15 protein-coding genes are annotated in these 16,023 nt (G+C 69.4%); 4 read left to right on the forward strand and 11 right to left on the reverse strand.

The genetic code is table 11. From position 1 onward, the window contains the following. Positions 1–83 precede the first annotated feature (83 nt). The 3 genes from nagA to DSC_RS14890 all read right to left on the reverse strand — a co-directional run bounded on the left by nagA (position 84) and on the right by DSC_RS14890 (position 3,002). Positions 84–1,232 carry an N-acetylglucosamine-6-phosphate deacetylase gene (nagA, locus tag DSC_RS14880; protein WP_014162031.1) on the reverse strand — a complete coding sequence of 383 codons (1,149 nt, stop codon included), beginning with the start codon at positions 1,230–1,232 and terminating at the stop codon, positions 84–86. Between the two features lie 190 nt (positions 1,233–1,422). Further along, positions 1,423–1,833: a VanZ family protein gene (locus DSC_RS14885; protein WP_043290760.1), complete on the reverse strand. Its 411-nt coding sequence runs from the start codon at positions 1,831–1,833 to the stop codon at positions 1,423–1,425. Continuing rightward, on the reverse strand, positions 1,821–3,002 hold the full coding sequence (locus tag DSC_RS14890; RefSeq protein WP_014162033.1) for a class I SAM-dependent methyltransferase: 1,182 nt from the start codon (positions 3,000–3,002) through the stop codon (positions 1,821–1,823). The genes DSC_RS14885 and DSC_RS14890 overlap by 13 nt, the downstream gene beginning before the upstream one ends. Before the next feature lie 347 nt (positions 3,003–3,349). Between DSC_RS14890 and DSC_RS14895 the strand changes: the two genes are divergently transcribed. Further along, a complete protein-coding gene (locus DSC_RS14895) occupies positions 3,350–4,189 on the forward strand; it encodes a proteasome-type protease (RefSeq protein ID WP_014162034.1) in 840 nt (279 codons plus the stop codon). Between the two features lie 92 nt (positions 4,190–4,281). Here DSC_RS14895 and DSC_RS14900 read toward each other — a convergent pair whose 3' ends face one another. Both DSC_RS14900 and DSC_RS14905 read right to left on the reverse strand, forming a co-directional pair. Continuing rightward, positions 4,282–5,223 carry an alpha-E domain-containing protein gene (locus DSC_RS14900; RefSeq protein ID WP_014162035.1) on the reverse strand — a complete coding sequence of 314 codons (942 nt, stop codon included), beginning with the start codon at positions 5,221–5,223 and terminating at the stop codon, positions 4,282–4,284. Then, positions 5,223–6,674, reverse strand: coding sequence for a circularly permuted type 2 ATP-grasp protein (locus DSC_RS14905; protein WP_014162036.1), 1,452 nt, complete (start codon positions 6,672–6,674; stop codon positions 5,223–5,225). Before DSC_RS14905 ends, DSC_RS14900 begins: the two co-directional genes overlap by 1 nt. A 288-nt stretch (positions 6,675–6,962) precedes the next feature. Between DSC_RS14905 and DSC_RS14910 the strand changes: the two genes are divergently transcribed. Continuing rightward, positions 6,963–7,703, forward strand: a complete 741-nt coding sequence (locus tag DSC_RS14910) for a pteridine reductase (RefSeq protein WP_014162037.1) — start codon at positions 6,963–6,965, stop codon at positions 7,701–7,703. 297 nt (positions 7,704–8,000) lie between these two features. Here DSC_RS14910 and DSC_RS14915 read toward each other — a convergent pair whose 3' ends face one another. From DSC_RS14915 to rhlB, 6 genes are all read right to left on the reverse strand, one after another. Further along, a complete protein-coding gene (locus tag DSC_RS14915; RefSeq protein WP_014162038.1) occupies positions 8,001–8,408 on the reverse strand; it encodes a 2-amino-4-hydroxy-6-hydroxymethyldihydropteridine diphosphokinase in 408 nt (135 codons plus the stop codon). Further along, positions 8,405–8,776 carry a dihydroneopterin aldolase gene (folB, locus tag DSC_RS14920; RefSeq protein ID WP_052299828.1) on the reverse strand — a complete coding sequence of 124 codons (372 nt, stop codon included), beginning with the start codon at positions 8,774–8,776 and terminating at the stop codon, positions 8,405–8,407. The genes DSC_RS14915 and folB overlap by 4 nt, the downstream gene beginning before the upstream one ends. Before the next feature lies 1 nt (position 8,777). Beyond that, on the reverse strand, positions 8,778–9,620 hold the full coding sequence (locus tag DSC_RS14925) for a response regulator (protein ID WP_014162040.1): 843 nt from the start codon (positions 9,618–9,620) through the stop codon (positions 8,778–8,780). A 19-nt stretch (positions 9,621–9,639) separates the two neighbouring features. After that, a complete protein-coding gene (gene ftsX, locus DSC_RS14930) occupies positions 9,640–10,608 on the reverse strand; it encodes a permease-like cell division protein FtsX (protein ID WP_014162041.1) in 969 nt (322 codons plus the stop codon). A 37-nt stretch (positions 10,609–10,645) separates the two neighbouring features. After that, positions 10,646–11,332, reverse strand: a complete 687-nt coding sequence (gene ftsE, locus DSC_RS14935) for a cell division ATP-binding protein FtsE (protein ID WP_014162042.1) — start codon at positions 11,330–11,332, stop codon at positions 10,646–10,648. 152 nt (positions 11,333–11,484) lie between these two features. After that, positions 11,485–13,278 (reverse strand): ATP-dependent RNA helicase RhlB, encoded by a 1,794-nt coding sequence (gene rhlB, locus DSC_RS14940; RefSeq protein ID WP_014162043.1) that lies wholly within the window; start codon positions 13,276–13,278, stop codon positions 11,485–11,487. Between the two features lie 224 nt (positions 13,279–13,502). On the opposite strand from rhlB, the gene trxA reads away from it, so the two are divergent. Beyond that, a complete protein-coding gene (gene trxA, locus DSC_RS14945; protein ID WP_014162044.1) occupies positions 13,503–13,844 on the forward strand; it encodes a thioredoxin TrxA in 342 nt (113 codons plus the stop codon). A gap of 226 nt (positions 13,845–14,070) precedes the next feature. After that, complete coding sequence (rho, locus tag DSC_RS14950; protein WP_043290761.1) at positions 14,071–15,921, forward strand: transcription termination factor Rho; 1,851 nt, start codon at positions 14,071–14,073, stop codon at positions 15,919–15,921. Positions 15,922–16,023: the final 102 nt, after the last annotated feature.

Genomic DNA, 16,023 nt, shown 5'->3' on the forward strand with positions numbered 1-16,023 from the left:
GCGCCCACCACGCCGACGTCCCGAGCCCGGCAAGACATCGACGGGGAGCGAAACGGACCGGCTGCGGTGTTGCCCACGGCCGGCTAGCCGGTCGCGCTGCGTCCGCCGATCCAGGTTTCGATGACCTGCAGACGATCGTCCAGTGCCACCAGGTCCGCACGCAGGCCGGGGGCGATGCGGCCGCGCTCGTGGGCCAGGCCCAGGCACTGGGCCGGATACAGCGCGGCCATGCGCACGGCTTCTTGCAGCGGCAGGCCGAGCAGCCGCACGCTGTTGCGCACTGCGCTGGCCATGTCCAGCGCCGAGCCGGCCAGCGCACCGGCGGCGTTGCGCACCACCCCGTCGACCGCGGTGATGGTTTCGCCGTAAAGCTCGAAACTGGGGCTGTCGGCACCGACCATCGGCATCGCATCGGTCACCAGCAGCAGCTTGCCCGGCCGCTTGGCCGCCAGCGCCACGCGCAGCGCGCCCGGATGCACGTGCACGCCATCGACGATCACCCCGCACCAGCTTGCTTCATCTTCCAGCGCCGCGCCGACCGCGCCGGGGCTGCGCCCTTGCAGCGGCGACATGGCGTTGAACAGATGGGTGAACCCGCGCAGGCCCGCGTCCAGTCCGGCGCGGATCTGCTCGTAGCTGCCGGCGGTGTGGCCGGCGAACACCAGCGCCCCGCGCGCGACCAGCGCGGCGATGCGTTCGGGCCCCAGCCGTTCCGGTGCGACGGTCATCAAGGTGATGCCATTGTCCAGCGCGGTGGCCATGGCCATTTCATCCTCGTCCGGTGCGCGGAACTGCCGCGCGTCGTGGGTGCCCTTGCGTGCCGGCGCCAGGTACGGGCCTTCCAGGTGGATGCCCAGCACCCCGTCCACGCCATTGGCGATGGCCTGGCCGGTGGCGGCGATCGCCCGGCGCATGGTGTCGGCGCCATCGCTGATCAGCGTGGGCAGGAATGCGGTGGTGCCGAACCTGCGATGCGCGCGCCCGATGGCGGCGATGCCCGCGGCGGTGGGCGTGTTGTTGAACAGCACCCCGCCGCCTCCGTTGACCTGCAGGTCGATGAAACCCGGCGCCAGCCACGCCCCGCCCAGGTCGCGCAGGTCGTCGGTCCGGGCGCGCGCGCCAGCGGCGTCGGTCAGGGCAATGATGCGGCCGTCCTCGATCACCAGCGCGCCGCCATCGACGATGCCCGCCTCGGCCAGCACCCGCGCGTTGACCAGGGCAAAGCGGCTCATGGGGTCCCGGTGACCTTGTGCAGGTGCGGCGGCATGCCCGGATTGTGCCCGCGCGCCAGGGCCAGCGCACTGACGGCCTGGCGCCACCGCCGCGCAGCGCCTGGACCAGCGCCGGCATGCCGGCCTCGGTGCCTTCGGGCTGGGTGCGCGGCGTGCCTGGCGATGTCCTCGGCAGCCTGCCGGGCGATGGTCAGTGGCTCCGGCGCGGAAACCAGCGCAGCAGCAGGTCGCGCGCGGGTGTCAGGGCCACCAGCAAACCCAGCAGCACGCCGCTGGCATCGGCCAGCGCATCGATGGCATCGGGCGTGCGATCGGCGGTGAACCAGCCCTGCAGCAACTCGATCAGCACGCCCAGGATCACCAGCCAGGCCGCCGCCCGCAGCAGCGCACGCCGGGTGGCGAACAACTGCACCGCCCACGCCGCCAGCACCGCGAACGCACCGGCGTGTTCGAGCTTGTCCATGCCTTCGGCGACCTTGGGCAGATCCTCGCCGGGCAGCAGGCAGGTGGTCACCACCAGCACCATCGCCAGCACCCAGCCACCGAACCACAGTGCCGGCCAGCGGACCGGCTTGATCGCGCCGATGCTCACAGTCGCCATGTCAGGTCGCCGGACAGGAACGCCGCCTCGAAATTGCATTGGCGCGCAAAGCCCATGAACTGGAACCGCTCGCCCATCTGGCTGGGCAGGGTGAGCTGCTTGAACGCGTTGCGCAGGCGCAGCACACCCGCGGCGTCGGCACCGGTTTCGGCCTCGGCCAGCCGGTCGGCCAGGCCGTTGCCGAGCAGGAAGCCGGCCTGGCTTGCATAACCGGCCAGGTCGAAGCCCGCGCCGGTGCCGGCTTCGGCCAGGGCAGTGAAATCCACCGAGGCGGTGATGTCCTGCAACCCCGGCCAGCGATACACATCGTGGTGCATGCGGTGCCGGTAGAAGGCGCGGGTGGTGCCGCCGTCACGCTGGTCCAGGTAGTACTCCCTGCGCGGATAGCCGTAGTCGCAAAACAGCAGCGCCCCGGCCTGCAGCCTGCCGATCACCGCCTGCACCCAGTAGGGCAGCTGCGCCAGCAGCTCGGAGCGGTAACCGTCCTGGAAAGGCGCCTCGCGCGCGCCCTCGACGTGGCGCACGGCGGCGGTCAGCAGCGGGTCGGCCGGGCGATCGGTGGCCACGAAGCGGCCTTGGCCATCCAGCGCCACGTGCTCCTCGAATACCTGCCCCCCGCGCAGGGTGAAGCGCGGGGTGGGCAGTGCATCGATCACCTCGTTGGCGAAGACCACGCCGTTCCATTCGCCGGTCGGCGGGGTATCCAGCCATTCCACGCGGTCCAGGACCGGCCCGGGCAGGTGCTGGCCCAGGCGCTGGCGCTGGCGCTGGCGCAGGTCGGCGCTGGGTTCCAGGATCCAGTACCTGGCCGGCATCGCATCCAGCGCCAGCAGGCGCTTGAGCATGACTTCGGCCAATGCGCCGCTGCCGCCGCCGATCTCCAGGAAACAGGCCTGCGGACCCAGCTCCTGCAGCACCGGCGCCAGTGCCTGCGCCACCGTACCGGCAAACAGCGGCCCCAGCTCCGGGGCGGTCACAAAGTCGCCGGCGCCACCGAACTTGGTCGCCCCGGCGCTGTAATACCCCAGGCCCGGGGTGTACAGGCAGCGCTCCATGAAGCGCGAGAACGGCACCGCTCCACCGGAGGCGACGATTTCGCCGCGGATCATGGCGCCGAGCTGGTCGCTGTGGGCCAGGGCGTCGGCATCGGGAAGGGGCAGGTCGGTCATCTGTAACAGGGCAGGGCGGCAGGGGTGGCCATGGTACCTGGGCGCCTGTTTGCGACCGTAGGCGCAAAGGCGCCTGGATCCAGCGCAGGCCGGTGCGAGGCGACCATTCAAGCCGGCCGGGCGGCGCCTGAATGCAGCTCGCAAGGGCGCCATCGCGCAACCGGCCGGGGCGCCGTGCCGGTGCCAGGGCAAACGCCGCGGGGAGGGGGTTTCATGCCGCCGACCCGGTTCCACGCGCTGCCTGCAATGGCGGTGCGGCCGGAATATCCTGTACCGACCGCCGCCCGGCCCTAGCCAGCGCCGGAGGGCGCCCCTATGATCGCGGGGCACTCTTCCCCGGTTGTGACATGACTTACTGCGTCGGCATCGAAGTGGACGAAGGCCTGGTCTTCGCCGCGGATACCCGGACCAGCGCCTCGTTCGACGACGTGCGCGTCTATCGCAAGATGCACATCTTCGAGTACCCGGGCGAGCGGGTGTTCGTGATCCTGTCCGCAGGCAACCTGGCCACCACCCAACTGACCATGTCGCGGCTCAATCGCGACGCGGACGACCCGTCCTGCACGCGCAGCCTGCGCACCTTCAAGCACCTGTTCGAGGTGGCCGAATACGTCGGCGAGGTGCTGGTGGCCAGCCAGTCGGCGGTCAACGACCAGGCCCAGCACAGCGGGGTCAGCGTGCAGTCCACGCTGGTGCTGGGTGGCCAGATCGCCGGCGAGCGCCACGGGCTGTACATGGTCTACCCGCTGGGCAACTGCATTGCCACCTCGCCGGAAACCCCGTACCTGCAGATCGGCGAATCCAAGTACGGCAAGCCGATCCTGGACCGCATCCTGCGGCCGGACACCAGCCTGGAAGACGCCGCGCGCTGCGCGCTGGTGTCGCTGGATTCGACCATCCGCTCCAACCTGTCGGTGGGCCTGCCACTGGATCTGGCCCTGATCCGCGCCGGCGACCTGAGGATCACCCAGCAGATGCGCCTGGAAGCGGACACCCCGCTCTACGCGGAGATTCACGACACCTGGTCGCGCAAGCTGGAAAACGCCGTGCGCACCCTGCCCCGCTTCCCGTGGGAGCCGGCGCGCGAAGGCCAGGAGGAAGACCAGCGCTCACTGGCCCAGGTGATCGCCCCACCGCGGCGCATGGCCGCGCGCCAGGACCCGGGCGACGAGGCCGGCCAGCAGTGAAGCACGGAGTGAGTGGAGAGGAGTGAGGCGTGAGCAACAGCGAGCAAGGCGGCCGCTTTGCCCACTGCCCGCTCCTCTTGGCTCACTCCTGCTCAGTTATAGAAATACCCTTCGACCACCGCGCCGTGCAGGTTGCTCAGGTGCACCTGGATCTCGTCCATGAACGCGGCCGGGTCGTGCGCCGCCAGCCACACCGGATCGGCATTGCGAAGCATGCCGACCACACGGTTGAGATGACGGTCCACGCCCGGCCGCGGCGGCATGGTCGGCAGCACGTGCTGGATGCGGGCCAGGCAGAACTGGACACTGCGCGGAAACTCGGTGTTCTGCAGCAAAAAGCGCAGCGCATGCTCGCCGCTGACGCGCTGGCGGATGTGGCGCCGGTACATCTGATAGGCGGCCAGCGAGCGCAGCACCGCCATCCACTGCATGTTGCGAAAGGCCTCGCGATCTTCCTCGCTGCGCGGGGTGATCAGGCCCGAGGCGCCGGCATCGATGATGCGGGTGGTCATGTCGGCCTGCTCGATGCCGGTGCCCAGGCGCAGGAACTGGTAGCCGATGTCGCGGCTCACATTGGCCGACAGCAGGCCGGAGACCTTCAGGCAGCCATCGACCACCCGGGTGATGAATTCCAGCCGGTAGCGCCGCTGCAGGGCGCGCTCGCCGCTGCCACCCAGGTACAGGTGCAGATCGTTGACCGCTTCCCACACCTCCTGCGGCAGGGTGTCGCGGATGCTGCGCAGGATCTCGCGCGCACCGCTGATGGAAACCGTCAGCGAGGAAGGGTTTTGCTCGTCCAGCAGCAAAAAGCGCACCACCTCGGCATCGGCCACGTCGGTGCCGGCATCCGGATGCAGCGCGGTGAATATCTCGCCCGAGCCAACCGTGTCGATCATCGGCCGCCAGCTGAAGCGCACCGAGCGCGGCAGGTCCAGCTGCAGCATGCTGCCGACCCCGACCAGGCGCGCGGTGTTTTCCGCGCGGCGGATGTAGCGGCTGAACCAGTACAGATTGTCTGCCACCCGCGAGAGCATCAGTGCGTCCCCTGGTCATCGGCATCCACCACCCAGGTGTCCTTGGCGCCGCCGCCCTGCGAGGAATTGACCACCAGCGAGCCGGGCGTCATCGCCACCCGGGTCAGCCCGCCGGTGGTGACGTAGGTGTCCTCGCGCGAGAGGATGAACGGGCGCAGGTCCAGGTGCCGCGGCGAGGGACCCTGCTCGGTGATGATCGGCGCGGTCGACAGGTTCAGGGTCGGCTGGGCCATGTAGTTGCGCGGATCGGCCTGGATCAGCGCGCGGAACTTCTCGCGCTCGGCCTGGCTGGCGCGCGGGCCGATCAGCATGCCGTAGCCGCCGGACTCGTTGGCCGGCTTGACCACCAGCTTGTCCAGGTTGGCCAGCACATGCCTGAGGTCCTTTTCGTCGTGGCACAGGAAGCTGGGCACGTTGGGCAGGATCGCCTCTTCGCCCAGGTAGTACCTGATCATCTGCGGCACGTAGGCGAACACCACCTTGTCATCGGCCACGCCCGCACCGGGCGCGTTGGCCAGCGCCACCTTGCCGGCGCGCCAGCTGCGGATCAGGCCGGGCGCGCCCAGCAGCGAATCGGGATGGAACACTTCCGGATCGATGAACAGGTCATCCACGCGCCGATAGATCACATCCACCCGCTGCGGGCCGTACACGGTGCGCATGTAGGTGCAGTCGTCGTCGGCCACGAACAGGTCCGAGCCTTCGACCAGCTCGATGCCCATCGCCTGGGCCAGGTAGGCATGTTCGAAGTACGCACTGTTGAACACCCCCGGGGTCAGCAGGGCGATCACCGGCGCATCGCCCGGACGCGGCGACAGCGCGGCCAGGGTGTCGTAGAGCTGGCTGGGGTATTCGTCCACCGGCAGGATCGAGCTGGTCTCGAACAGTTCCGGAAACACACGCTTGGCGACCATGCGGTTTTCCAGCATGTAGCTCACCCCGGAGGGAATGCGCAGGTTGTCCTCCAGCGCGTACAGGGTGCCGTCGCCGTCGCGGACCAGGTCCGAGCCGCAGATGTGCGCCCACACGCCCAGCGGCGGGGTGATGCCCACGCACTGCGGGCGGAAATTGACCGAATCCTTGAGCAGCATCGCCGGGAACACCTTGTCCTTGACGATCTGCTGCTTGCCGTAGATGTCGCCGATGAACAGGTTCAGCGCGCGCATGCGCTGCTTCAACCCGGCCTCGGTGACTTCCCATTCCTTGCGCGGGATCACCCGCGGGATCAGGTCGAACGGCAGCGTGCGGTCGACGTTGCGACCGTCCGAGTACACGGTGAAGGTGATGCCCATGACCCGGGCCACGACATCGGCGGCAAGCTGCCGTTCTGCGATCTCGCGGCCGGACAGGCCGCCGAGATATTCGACCAGGCGACGGGCGGCGGGGCGCGGCTGGCCGTCTGCCTGGATCAGCTCATCAAAGGTGGAACTGCGGTACTTCTCCCAGTCCATTCGCTCCGTTCCGTCGACCCTTGCAGCCAGCGGAAAGCGGTGCAAAAGGGGATGTCAGGCAACATGCCCGCAAACCATGATGGGCGTCAAGCAAGCGATCCAAAACCCCATGACGCATCGTTGGCCGGGCAGCAACATGCTTTGCGTGGGAGCCGCTTCAGCGGCGATGGGGCTTTCCCGGCAAGGCACTTGCCGGGCGAAGTCCCACATCAGCTCTGTCGGCAGTCCGGGGCGGCATAGCGCGGCAATGCCACAATCGCGGTTCCATTTCCCCATCAGCTCGCCGCCATGTCCGATCTTGCCCGTGTTGCCCTGGTCACCGGTGCCGCCAAGCGGATTGGCGCGGCCATCGCCCGCGCCCTGCACGCCGATGGCTACGCGCTGGCCTTGCACTACCGCAACTCGGCGCTGGAGATGCAGGCGCTGGCCGATGAACTGGAAACCGCACGGCCCGGCAGCACGCTGGTGCTGCAGGCCGAGCTGGCCGAGGTCGAGCGGCTGCCGCTGCTGGTGGCGCGCACTGTCGAGCGCTTCGGCCGGCTCGATGCGCTGGTCAACAACGCCTCGGCCTACTACGCCACTCCGGTGGGCACGGCCACCCCGCAGCAGTGGGACGCGCTGTTCGCTTCCAATGCGCGCGCGCCGTTCTTCCTCTCGCAGGCGGCCGCACCGCATCTGAAGCACAGCGCAGGCTCCATCGTCAGCATCGCCGACATCTTCGCGCAGCGGCCGTTGCCCGAGCACACCCTCTACTGCATGGCCAAGGCCGCGCTGGTGATGATGACCCAGTCGCTGGCGCGCGAACTGGGCCCGCACGTGCGGGTCAACGCGATCGCGCCGGGCAACATCCTGTGGTCGGAAAACCCGGTCAAGGCCGAGACCGGGCAGGTGCTGCGCGAACGGGTGCCGCTGCAACGCCAGGGCACGCCGGCGGACATCGTCTCGGCCGTGCGCTGGCTGCTGGATGGCAATGGCTATGTCAACGGTCAGGTCATCGCCATCGACGGCGGCCGCTCGGTGTTCGTGTAGGGCGGGTCTTGACCCGCCATGACCGGTTCGTCCGGCATGGCAATGGCGTTCGTAGGGCGGGTCTTGACCCGCCATTTCCGGTTCGTCCGGCATCGCTTGACCCGCCATGACCGGTTCGTCCGGCATCGCAATGGCGTTCGTGTAGGGCGGGTCTTGACCCGCCATGACCGGCCCGTCCGGCATCGCAATGGCGTTCGTGTAGGGCGGGTCTTGACCCGCCATGACCGGCCCGTCCGGCATCGCTTGACCCGCCATGACCGGTTCGTCCGGCATGGCAATGGCGGGTCAAGACCCGCCCTACGATCCAGGCTGCCCGCGCAGCTGGTCCAGTACCTCCTGCATCAGGCTGACGAACAGCGGATGCCGGAGCTTGGCATCGTCGCGCCACAGCACGATGCCGTGTGCGTCGCATTCGCAGGCCAGGTCGATGTCGATCACGCACTGCGCCTGGCCGGGCACGCGGCCCAGTTCGGCTTCGGTCGCCTTCAGCCAGGGCACCAGCGCATCGGGGCTCAGCCCGCAGGCCAACACCAGCGCCTGGTTGTGGAAGTGGCGCGCATCGCCGGCGCTGACGCTGGGGCCTTGCACGCAGCGCGAGGTCGCTTCGACCAGGCCCTGCGCCGACAGCAGCTCGGCGGCCAGGCGCAGCACCTGCGGTGATTCCAGGCTGCTGCCCAGCAGCAGCACGTAGCGCCGGGTCGTCATGCCGCGTCCCTGGTGCGCACGATCCGCACGCCCACCCCGCGCGCGGCCGGCACCGCCTGCGGTTTGGTCACCCGCAGCAGCACCGCCTGGATCGGGAAATCGCGCAGCAGCTGCGCGGCCACGGTCTCGGCCAATGCCTCGACCAGGGCGAATCCGGATTGCGCACAGGTCGCCTGGATCGCCTGCGCCACCACCGCGTAATCCACCGTGTCGGCCAGTGCGTCGCTGCCGCCGGCGCTGCGCGTGTCGAGGGTCATCTCCACGTCGAACAGCAGCGGCTGGGCCGCGCCACGTTCGGCCTGGTAGACGCCGATCAGCGCCTGCACCCGCAGTCCATCGATGAACACCACATCCGCCACGGCCGCCACCTCAGTCGTCCACGCGCGGGCCGGCCATGCGCGCCAGGCGCAGCTGGAACAGCACCTTGGTCACCAGCAGGCGCTCCTCGATCGGCTTGAGCACCAGGTCGTTGGCGCCGCTTTGCAACAGCTCGGCCTGGTTGTCGCGGTTGCTGTCGCCGGTCATCACCAGGATCGGCAGGCGGCGCTTGCCGTAGCCGAAATCGATGCGCACGCGCTGGACGATGTCCACCCCGCTCAGCTCACCCTTCAGGGTCACATCGGTCAGGACCAGATCGAAGCGGTGGGTGGACATGCCCAGCGATTCGGCCGTGAGCAGGGCGAAGGCGTCCTCGGCGCGCAGCACGTGCACCACTTTCAGGTCATGGCGCTCGAGCATGCGCCGGGTGGTCTCGGCAACCACGCGGCTGTCCTCCACGTACAGCACGGTCGCCCCGGGCATGGCCTCGGGCTGCACGTAGCCCTGGATGAAGGCGGCCAGGGCCTCGTGGCCCAGCGCCTTGTCGAAATAGTCGGTGACGAACTCGGTGAAGCGGCGTTGCTCAAGATGCGACTGCGCCTCGCCGGAGACCACGATCACCGGCACGTAGGCCTGGCCGGCGGTCTCGCGCACTGCGCGGGCCACTTCCAGGCCGGTGCCGTCCTTGAGCGACAGCGCCGTGGTGACCAGGTCGACCGCCCCTTCGGCCAGCGCCTTGCGCGCTTCGGCCAGGGTGGCACAACCGACCACCTGGACCTGCGGCAGCTCGCGCCTGAGCACATCGCCGATCAGCTTGCGCACCATCCTGGAGCCGTCCACGACCATGACCCGGGGCGTCTGGCTGATCAGGTGGCGCAGGTCGTGTGGAGGCATGGCGGGCGCAGGGCTCAGGTCAGGTGTCGGTGGGGCGGGTCTGGCGCAGGAAGTGCCCGGTGACCCACCAGGCCCCGAGCCAGCCGATGAGCAAGGCCGCCACCAATACCAGCCCGGCGCGCACCGGGTCCAGCCCGTCGAGCGCGAAGCGGCTGCCATAGCTGCGGGCCAGCGCATCCAGCGGCGCGCGCAGGGCAAATCCGGCACCCAGCACCAGGGCCAAAGCCAGCACCCCGGCGCCCAGTCCGTACCAGGCGCCCAGGTAGATGAAGGGCCGGCGGATGAAGCCATCGGTGGCGCCCAGCAACTGCAGCACGCCGATTTCCTCGCGCCGGGACTGGATGTCCAGGCGCACGGTGTTGCCGACCACCAGCAGCGCCCCCAGGCCGAACAGCGCCGCCAGCACCCACACCAGGCGCGTGCCGAAGCGCAGCCAGCTGTCCAGGCGCTGGCGCCAGAGCGCATCGTGCTGGACCAGATCGACCTCGGGCAGCTGCTGCAGCTCGGCGGCCAGCGCGGCGTCGTCACCGCTGGGGATCACGATCAGGCGCGCCGGCAACGGGTTGTCCTCCAGCGCATCGATGGCCGCCTCCAGGCCGCTGAGCTTGCGGAACTCGGCCAGGCCTTGTTCCGGCGTGCGCAACTGGACGCTGGCCACGTCGCCGCGGCCGCGCAGCCGGGCGGCCAGAGCCTGGGCGCGCGCGGCCGAGGTGTCGGTCTTCAGGAACACATCGATCTGGCGCGAGGCCTGCACGGTGCCGGTCAAATGCTGCACGTTGACCAGCGCCAGCCACAGTCCCAGCGGCAGGGCAAAGGCCACCGCCATCACCCCGATGGTCAGCGCCGTGGACCACGGCCGGCGCAAGGCGCGGCCCAGGCTGGAGACGAAACTGTACAGGTGCTGGTCCAGCCAGATCCCCAGGCCCGAGCGCGGGCCGGGCGCGGCCTGGTTGGTCTGGATCCTGGGAGCGGGGGCCGGCGCGCTCATGGGTGGGACGCCGCTGTCGAGGCGCAGGTCATGGCGGTCATTCGGCCAGATCGTCGGGGTTGATGTCGTCCATCAGGCGGCCGTGGTCCAGGATCAGCACGCGCTTGCGCATGCGCTTGATCAGGGCCAGGTCGTGGCTGACCACCAGCACCGAGGTGCCGCGCTCGGGCATCGAGGCGAACAGCGACATGATTTCCGCGGCCAGGGTCGGGTCCAGGTTGCCGGTCGGCTCGTCGGCCACCAGCAGCTGCGGCTCGGACACGATCGCCCGGGCGATGCCCACCCGCTGCTGCTCGCCGGCCGAGAGCTGGGTGGGCAGCGCGCGCTCGCGATGGCCCAGTCCCAGGCGGGTCAGCACCTCGCGCACGCGCTTGCCGATCTCGCCGCGGCGCTCGCCGCGCAGGATCAGCGGCAGGGCCACGTTTTCGGCCACGGTGCGATCGGTGAGCAGGCGGTGGTCCTGGTAGACCGCGCCGACATGCCGGCGATGCAGCGCGATCCTGCCGCCGCGCACCTTGAGCAGGTTGCGGCCGCCGAACACCACCGCGCCGCGGCTGGGCCGCTCGCTCAGGTGGACCAGCTTGAGCAGGGTGCTCTTGCCGGCGCCGGAGTGGCCGGTGACGAACAGCATCTCGCCTTCGGCCACCTCGAAGCTCACCTCGGACAGGGCCTGGTGGCCGCCGGGATACTGCTTGCTGACGTTTTCGAAGCGCAGGACGGTCATGGGCGGCGATTATGCCTATCGCCTCGTGAGCGGTGGGCGGCGATGGCCACCCTCGACGCCATCCAGCCGGCACCCGGCCAACCCACCGCGCGCCTGCAACGAAAACGGGCCGCCCGATGCGACCGGCTCGCTGCGGCCATCGCGGCGGTCGATCAGCCGCCGACCAGCGACTTGATCTTGCGGCCCAGGCGGGTCAGGAACGAGTCGTTGGGATGGACGGCCGGGGCCTGGTCCGGGCGCGCCTTCGGCGGCACGGCCCCAACGGCACGCGGCGGATGCGCGGCCGCGGTGGCATCGCCCTGGCCGTTGCCGGTGCTGGCGACCTTGGGCGTGGCACCCTCGCCCTCGAGCGGGCGGCCATGGCGACGACGACGACGCTTGCGCGCCGGCTTGTCACCCTGCGGCGCCTGCGGATCGGCCACCACGCCCGCAGCAGGCGCTGGTGTGGCGATCGGTTCGCTGCCGGCGACGACCGGCGGATCAGCCACTGGCGGCGCCGGGGTGTCCGAGGCAGCCACCGGCTCACTGCGCGGACGGCGCGGCGCACGCGCGGGCCGGCTGCCCGCCGCCTCGCCCGCATGCCCCGCGCTGCGGCTGCCTTCGCGCGGGCCACTGCGGCCACCGCCCGCGCCTGCGGACGAACGCCCGCCGCCGCGACGCGCCTCGTCGGCGGCCTTCTGCTCGCGCGCCTGGCGGAAGATCGCGCTGACGCTCTCGGTCTCCTCGCCCGCTTCGGCCGGCGCCAGCGGCGCGCGTTCGGGACGCGGCAGCGGGGTCAGCAGCTCGGCGGTGACCGGTTCGACCGGGATCTTCTGCTCGATGTAGGCCTCGATGTCCGGCAGGCTCATCGCATAGCGCTCACAGGCAAAGCTGATCGCGTCGCCCTCGGCGCCCAGGCGCGCGGTGCGGCCGATGCGGTGCACGTAGTCTTCGGCATCGAAGGGCAGGTCGAAGTTGTAGACGTGGCTGACGCCATCGATGTGCAGGCCGCGCGCGGCCACGTCGGTGGCCACCAGCAGCTCGAGCCGGCCGGCCTGGAACTGCTTGAGCAGGGTCTCGCGCTTTTTCTGCGGGACATCGCCGGACAGCACGCCGACCCGGTAGCCGGCCTTCTCCAGCGCCCGGGCCACCCGCTCGACGAAGGCCTTGGTGTTGACGAACACCATCGTGCGCGCGCCTTCGCTGCGCGAGAGCAGGCCGATCAGCAGCGGGATCTTCTCCTCGTCGGCCGGCAGGTACAGGCGCTGGCGCACGCGCGCGGCGGTGATGGTCTCGGTTTCCACGACCAGCTTTTCCGGCTCGTTCATGTGCTCGTAGGCCAGCTCCAGCACCCGGTGGCTCAAGGTGGCGCTGAACAGCAGGGTCTGGCGGGTGGTGCGCTCGGGCATGCGCCGCAGCAGGAAGCGGATGTCCTTGATGAACCCCAGGTCGAACATGCGGTCGGCTTCATCCATCACGCAGATCTCGCAGGCGTGCAGGGACACGACCTTGTGCTGCTTGACGTAGTCGATCAGGCGGCCCGGGGTGGCGATGATCACGTCCACGCCCTGCTGCAGCAGCTCGCGCTGCCTGTCGTAGTCCACCCCGCCATAGATCAGCGCAAAGCGCAGCCCCAGGGCGTCGCCGAACTTCATCGCGTCCTTGTGGATCTGGATGGCCAGCTCGCGGGTCGGGGCCATGATCAGCGCACGCGGGTCTTCCGGCTTGCGATCGGCCAGCGCCGGCCGGGTCAGCAGGCGGTTCATCACCGCCACCAGGAACGCCAGGGTCTTGCCGGTGCCGGTCTGGGCCTGGCCGGCGACATCGCGCCCGGCCAGGGCCACCGGCAGGGTCAGCGCCTGGATCGGGGTGCAGCGGGAGAACCCTGCCGCTTGCAGGCCGGCCAGCAGCGTCGGATGCAGGTCGAAGGTGTCGAAGGTGATGTCGGTGAGGGGTTTGTCGCTCATGAATTCTCTTTGCGCCACCGCAATGGGGCGGCGGCTGGCTGGGTCAGGGGCGGAGAGGTCCGCTTGCATCGCCGGCAACCCGGTCGCAAACTGGCGACTCGATGCCGAGTGGCGTGGCCTCGCCCTTGCATGCAGGGCTTTGATCAGGCCGCGAAACACCCCATTTTACCGCATCCGGCGGCCATCTTCGGCCCCGCACCGCGAAAACCCCCCGGAGACCTTAGATGAGCGACAAGGTGACCCACGTCGGCGATGCCGATTTCGACGCTGCCGTCCTGCAGTCCGATGAACCCGTCCTGGTGGATTTCTGGGCCGAATGGTGCGGTCCGTGCAAGATGATCGCTCCGGTCCTGGACGAGCTGGCCGACAGCTACAGCGGTCGCCTGAAGATCGTGAAACTCAACGTGGACGAGAACCGCGCCACGGCCATCAAGTACCACGTGCGCAATATCCCGCTGTTGCTGCTGTTCAAGGATGGCCAGGTCCAGGCGACCCAGGTCGGCGCCGTCGGCAAGGGCCAGCTGACCCAGCTGATCGACAAGACCATCGGCGCCGCGGCCGCCTGAAAGCGCCGCCCGGGCAGGCCGGCGCGGCGCGCCGGCGTGTCTGAATCCGTTGCAACCCCTGGCCGGAGCGCGCTTGAAGCCGCTCCGGCACAGTGATAGTGTCAGTGCCATCCGGCGCGCGGGGATCTCGCGCCGCACCCTTCTGCAGTACCACTTCCCAGTCACTCCAGCCGCCCGCCCCTTTGAGTCGCCGGCCGCTCGCAACCTCTCAGTGAGGAATCGCACTTTGTCCGACAGTAACGAAACCGGCGCCGCAATCGCCGAGAAGCGCGTGCGCAAGCCGCGCGTCGCCAAGACCGCCACCGCCAAGGGCGATGCCGGCGCGCCGCAGGCCAACCTGGCCCTCGACTCCACTCCCGCCACACCGCGTGCGCCCAAGCCGGCAGCGGAAAGCTTCGCGCCCGCAGCGCCTGCGCCTGCCCCGGCCGCAGCCCCGCCCCCGGCCCCCTCTCCGTCCGCAGCGCAGCCGCCGCGCCAGGAGGCGCCGCGCAATGACGCCGGCAACGACAACGGCCCGGCCGGCCACGGCAACCCGCCGCAGCAACCTGGCGGCGGCAACCAGGAAGGCAGCAACCCGCGCCTGCAGCAGCACAACGGCCAGCCGCAGGGCCAGGGCCAGAACCCGAACAACAACCGCCGCGAGCGCTTCCGCAATCGCCGCGACCGTGAGCGCGGTGGTGGCGGCGGCGGCGGCGGTAGTGGCGGCGGCAACCGCGGCGAGCGATTTGGCGGCAACGGCGACGGCTTTCCGGCCGACGGCGCCAACGAGAACTTCGTCCCGCGCCCGCATCCGCAGGTGCCCGAAGGCTTCCCGCAGTATTCGCTGAGCGACCTCAAGCGCATGCCGGCCTTCAAGCTGCTGGACATCGCCGACCAGCTGCAGATCCAGGAAGGCGTGGCCCGCGCCCGCAAGCAGGACGTGATCTTCGCCCTGCTCAAGGTGCTGACCCGCCATGGCGAAGGCGTCGCCGCCGACGGCGTGCTGGAAATCCTGCCCGATGGCTTTGGCTTCCTGCGCGCGGCCGAGGCCAGCTATCTGGCCGGCCCGGATGACACCTACATCTCGCCCAGCCAGATCCGCCGCTTCAACCTGCGCACCGGCGATCACCTCTCCGGCCGCATCCGCTTCCCCAAGGACGGCGAGCGCTACTTCGCCCTGTCGATCGTGGACACCATCAACGGTGAGCCGATCGAGGCCAGCAAGGGCAAGGTCCTGTTCGAGAACCTGACCCCGCTGTTCCCGCGCAAGCGCTTCACGCTCGAGCGCGGCAATGGCTCCTCGGAGGACATTTCCGGGCGCATCCTCGACCTGATGGCGCCGCAGGGCAAGGGTCAGCGCGCGCTGATCGTGTCCCCGCCCAAGGCCGGCAAGACCATGCTGATGCAGCAGGTGGCCACCGCCATCACCACCAATCATCCCGACGTGCACATGATCGTGCTGCTGATCGACGAGCGTCCGGAAGAAGTGACCGAGATGCAGCGCACCGTGCGCGGCGAGGTCATCAGCTCGACCTTCGACGAACCGGCCGCGCGCCACGTGCAGGTCGCCGAGATGGTGATCGAGCGCGCCAAGCGCCTGGTCGAGCACAAGAAGGACGTGGTGATCCTGCTCGACTCGATCACCCGCCTGGCCCGCGCCTACAACAACGTGGTGCCGTCCTCGGGCAAGGTCCTGACCGGCGGCGTCGATGCCAACGCGCTGCATCGTCCCAAGCGCTTCTTTGGCGCTGCGCGCAACGTCGAGGAAGGGGGGAGCCTGACCATCATCGCCACCGCGCTGGTGGAGACCGGCAGCAAGATGGACGAGGTGATCTACGAGGAGTTCAAGGGCACCGGCAACTCCGAAGTGCACCTGAACCGCCGCATCGCCGAAAAGCGCGTCTACCCGGCCATCGACATCAACCGCTCGGGTACCCGCCGCGAGGACCTGCTGATCGAGCCGGAGCTGCTGCAGAAGATCTGGATCCTGCGCAAGCTGCTGCACCCGATGGACGAGATCGCCGCGATGGAGTTCATGCTGGACAAGATGAAGAACACCAAGTCCAACGACGAGTTCTTCAGTTCGATGAAGCGGTAAAGCCTGCAGCCGCTTTCTGCAGCAAACCCGGCAAGCCCCGCAATCTGGACTGCACCCCGGAAGTTGGACGCCCATCCAACCTCCGGGGTGTTTTTCATGGCG

The sequence above is a fragment of the Pseudoxanthomonas spadix BD-a59 genome, from assembly GCF_000233915.3.
Classification (GTDB): domain Bacteria; phylum Pseudomonadota; class Gammaproteobacteria; order Xanthomonadales; family Xanthomonadaceae; genus Pseudoxanthomonas_A; species Pseudoxanthomonas_A spadix.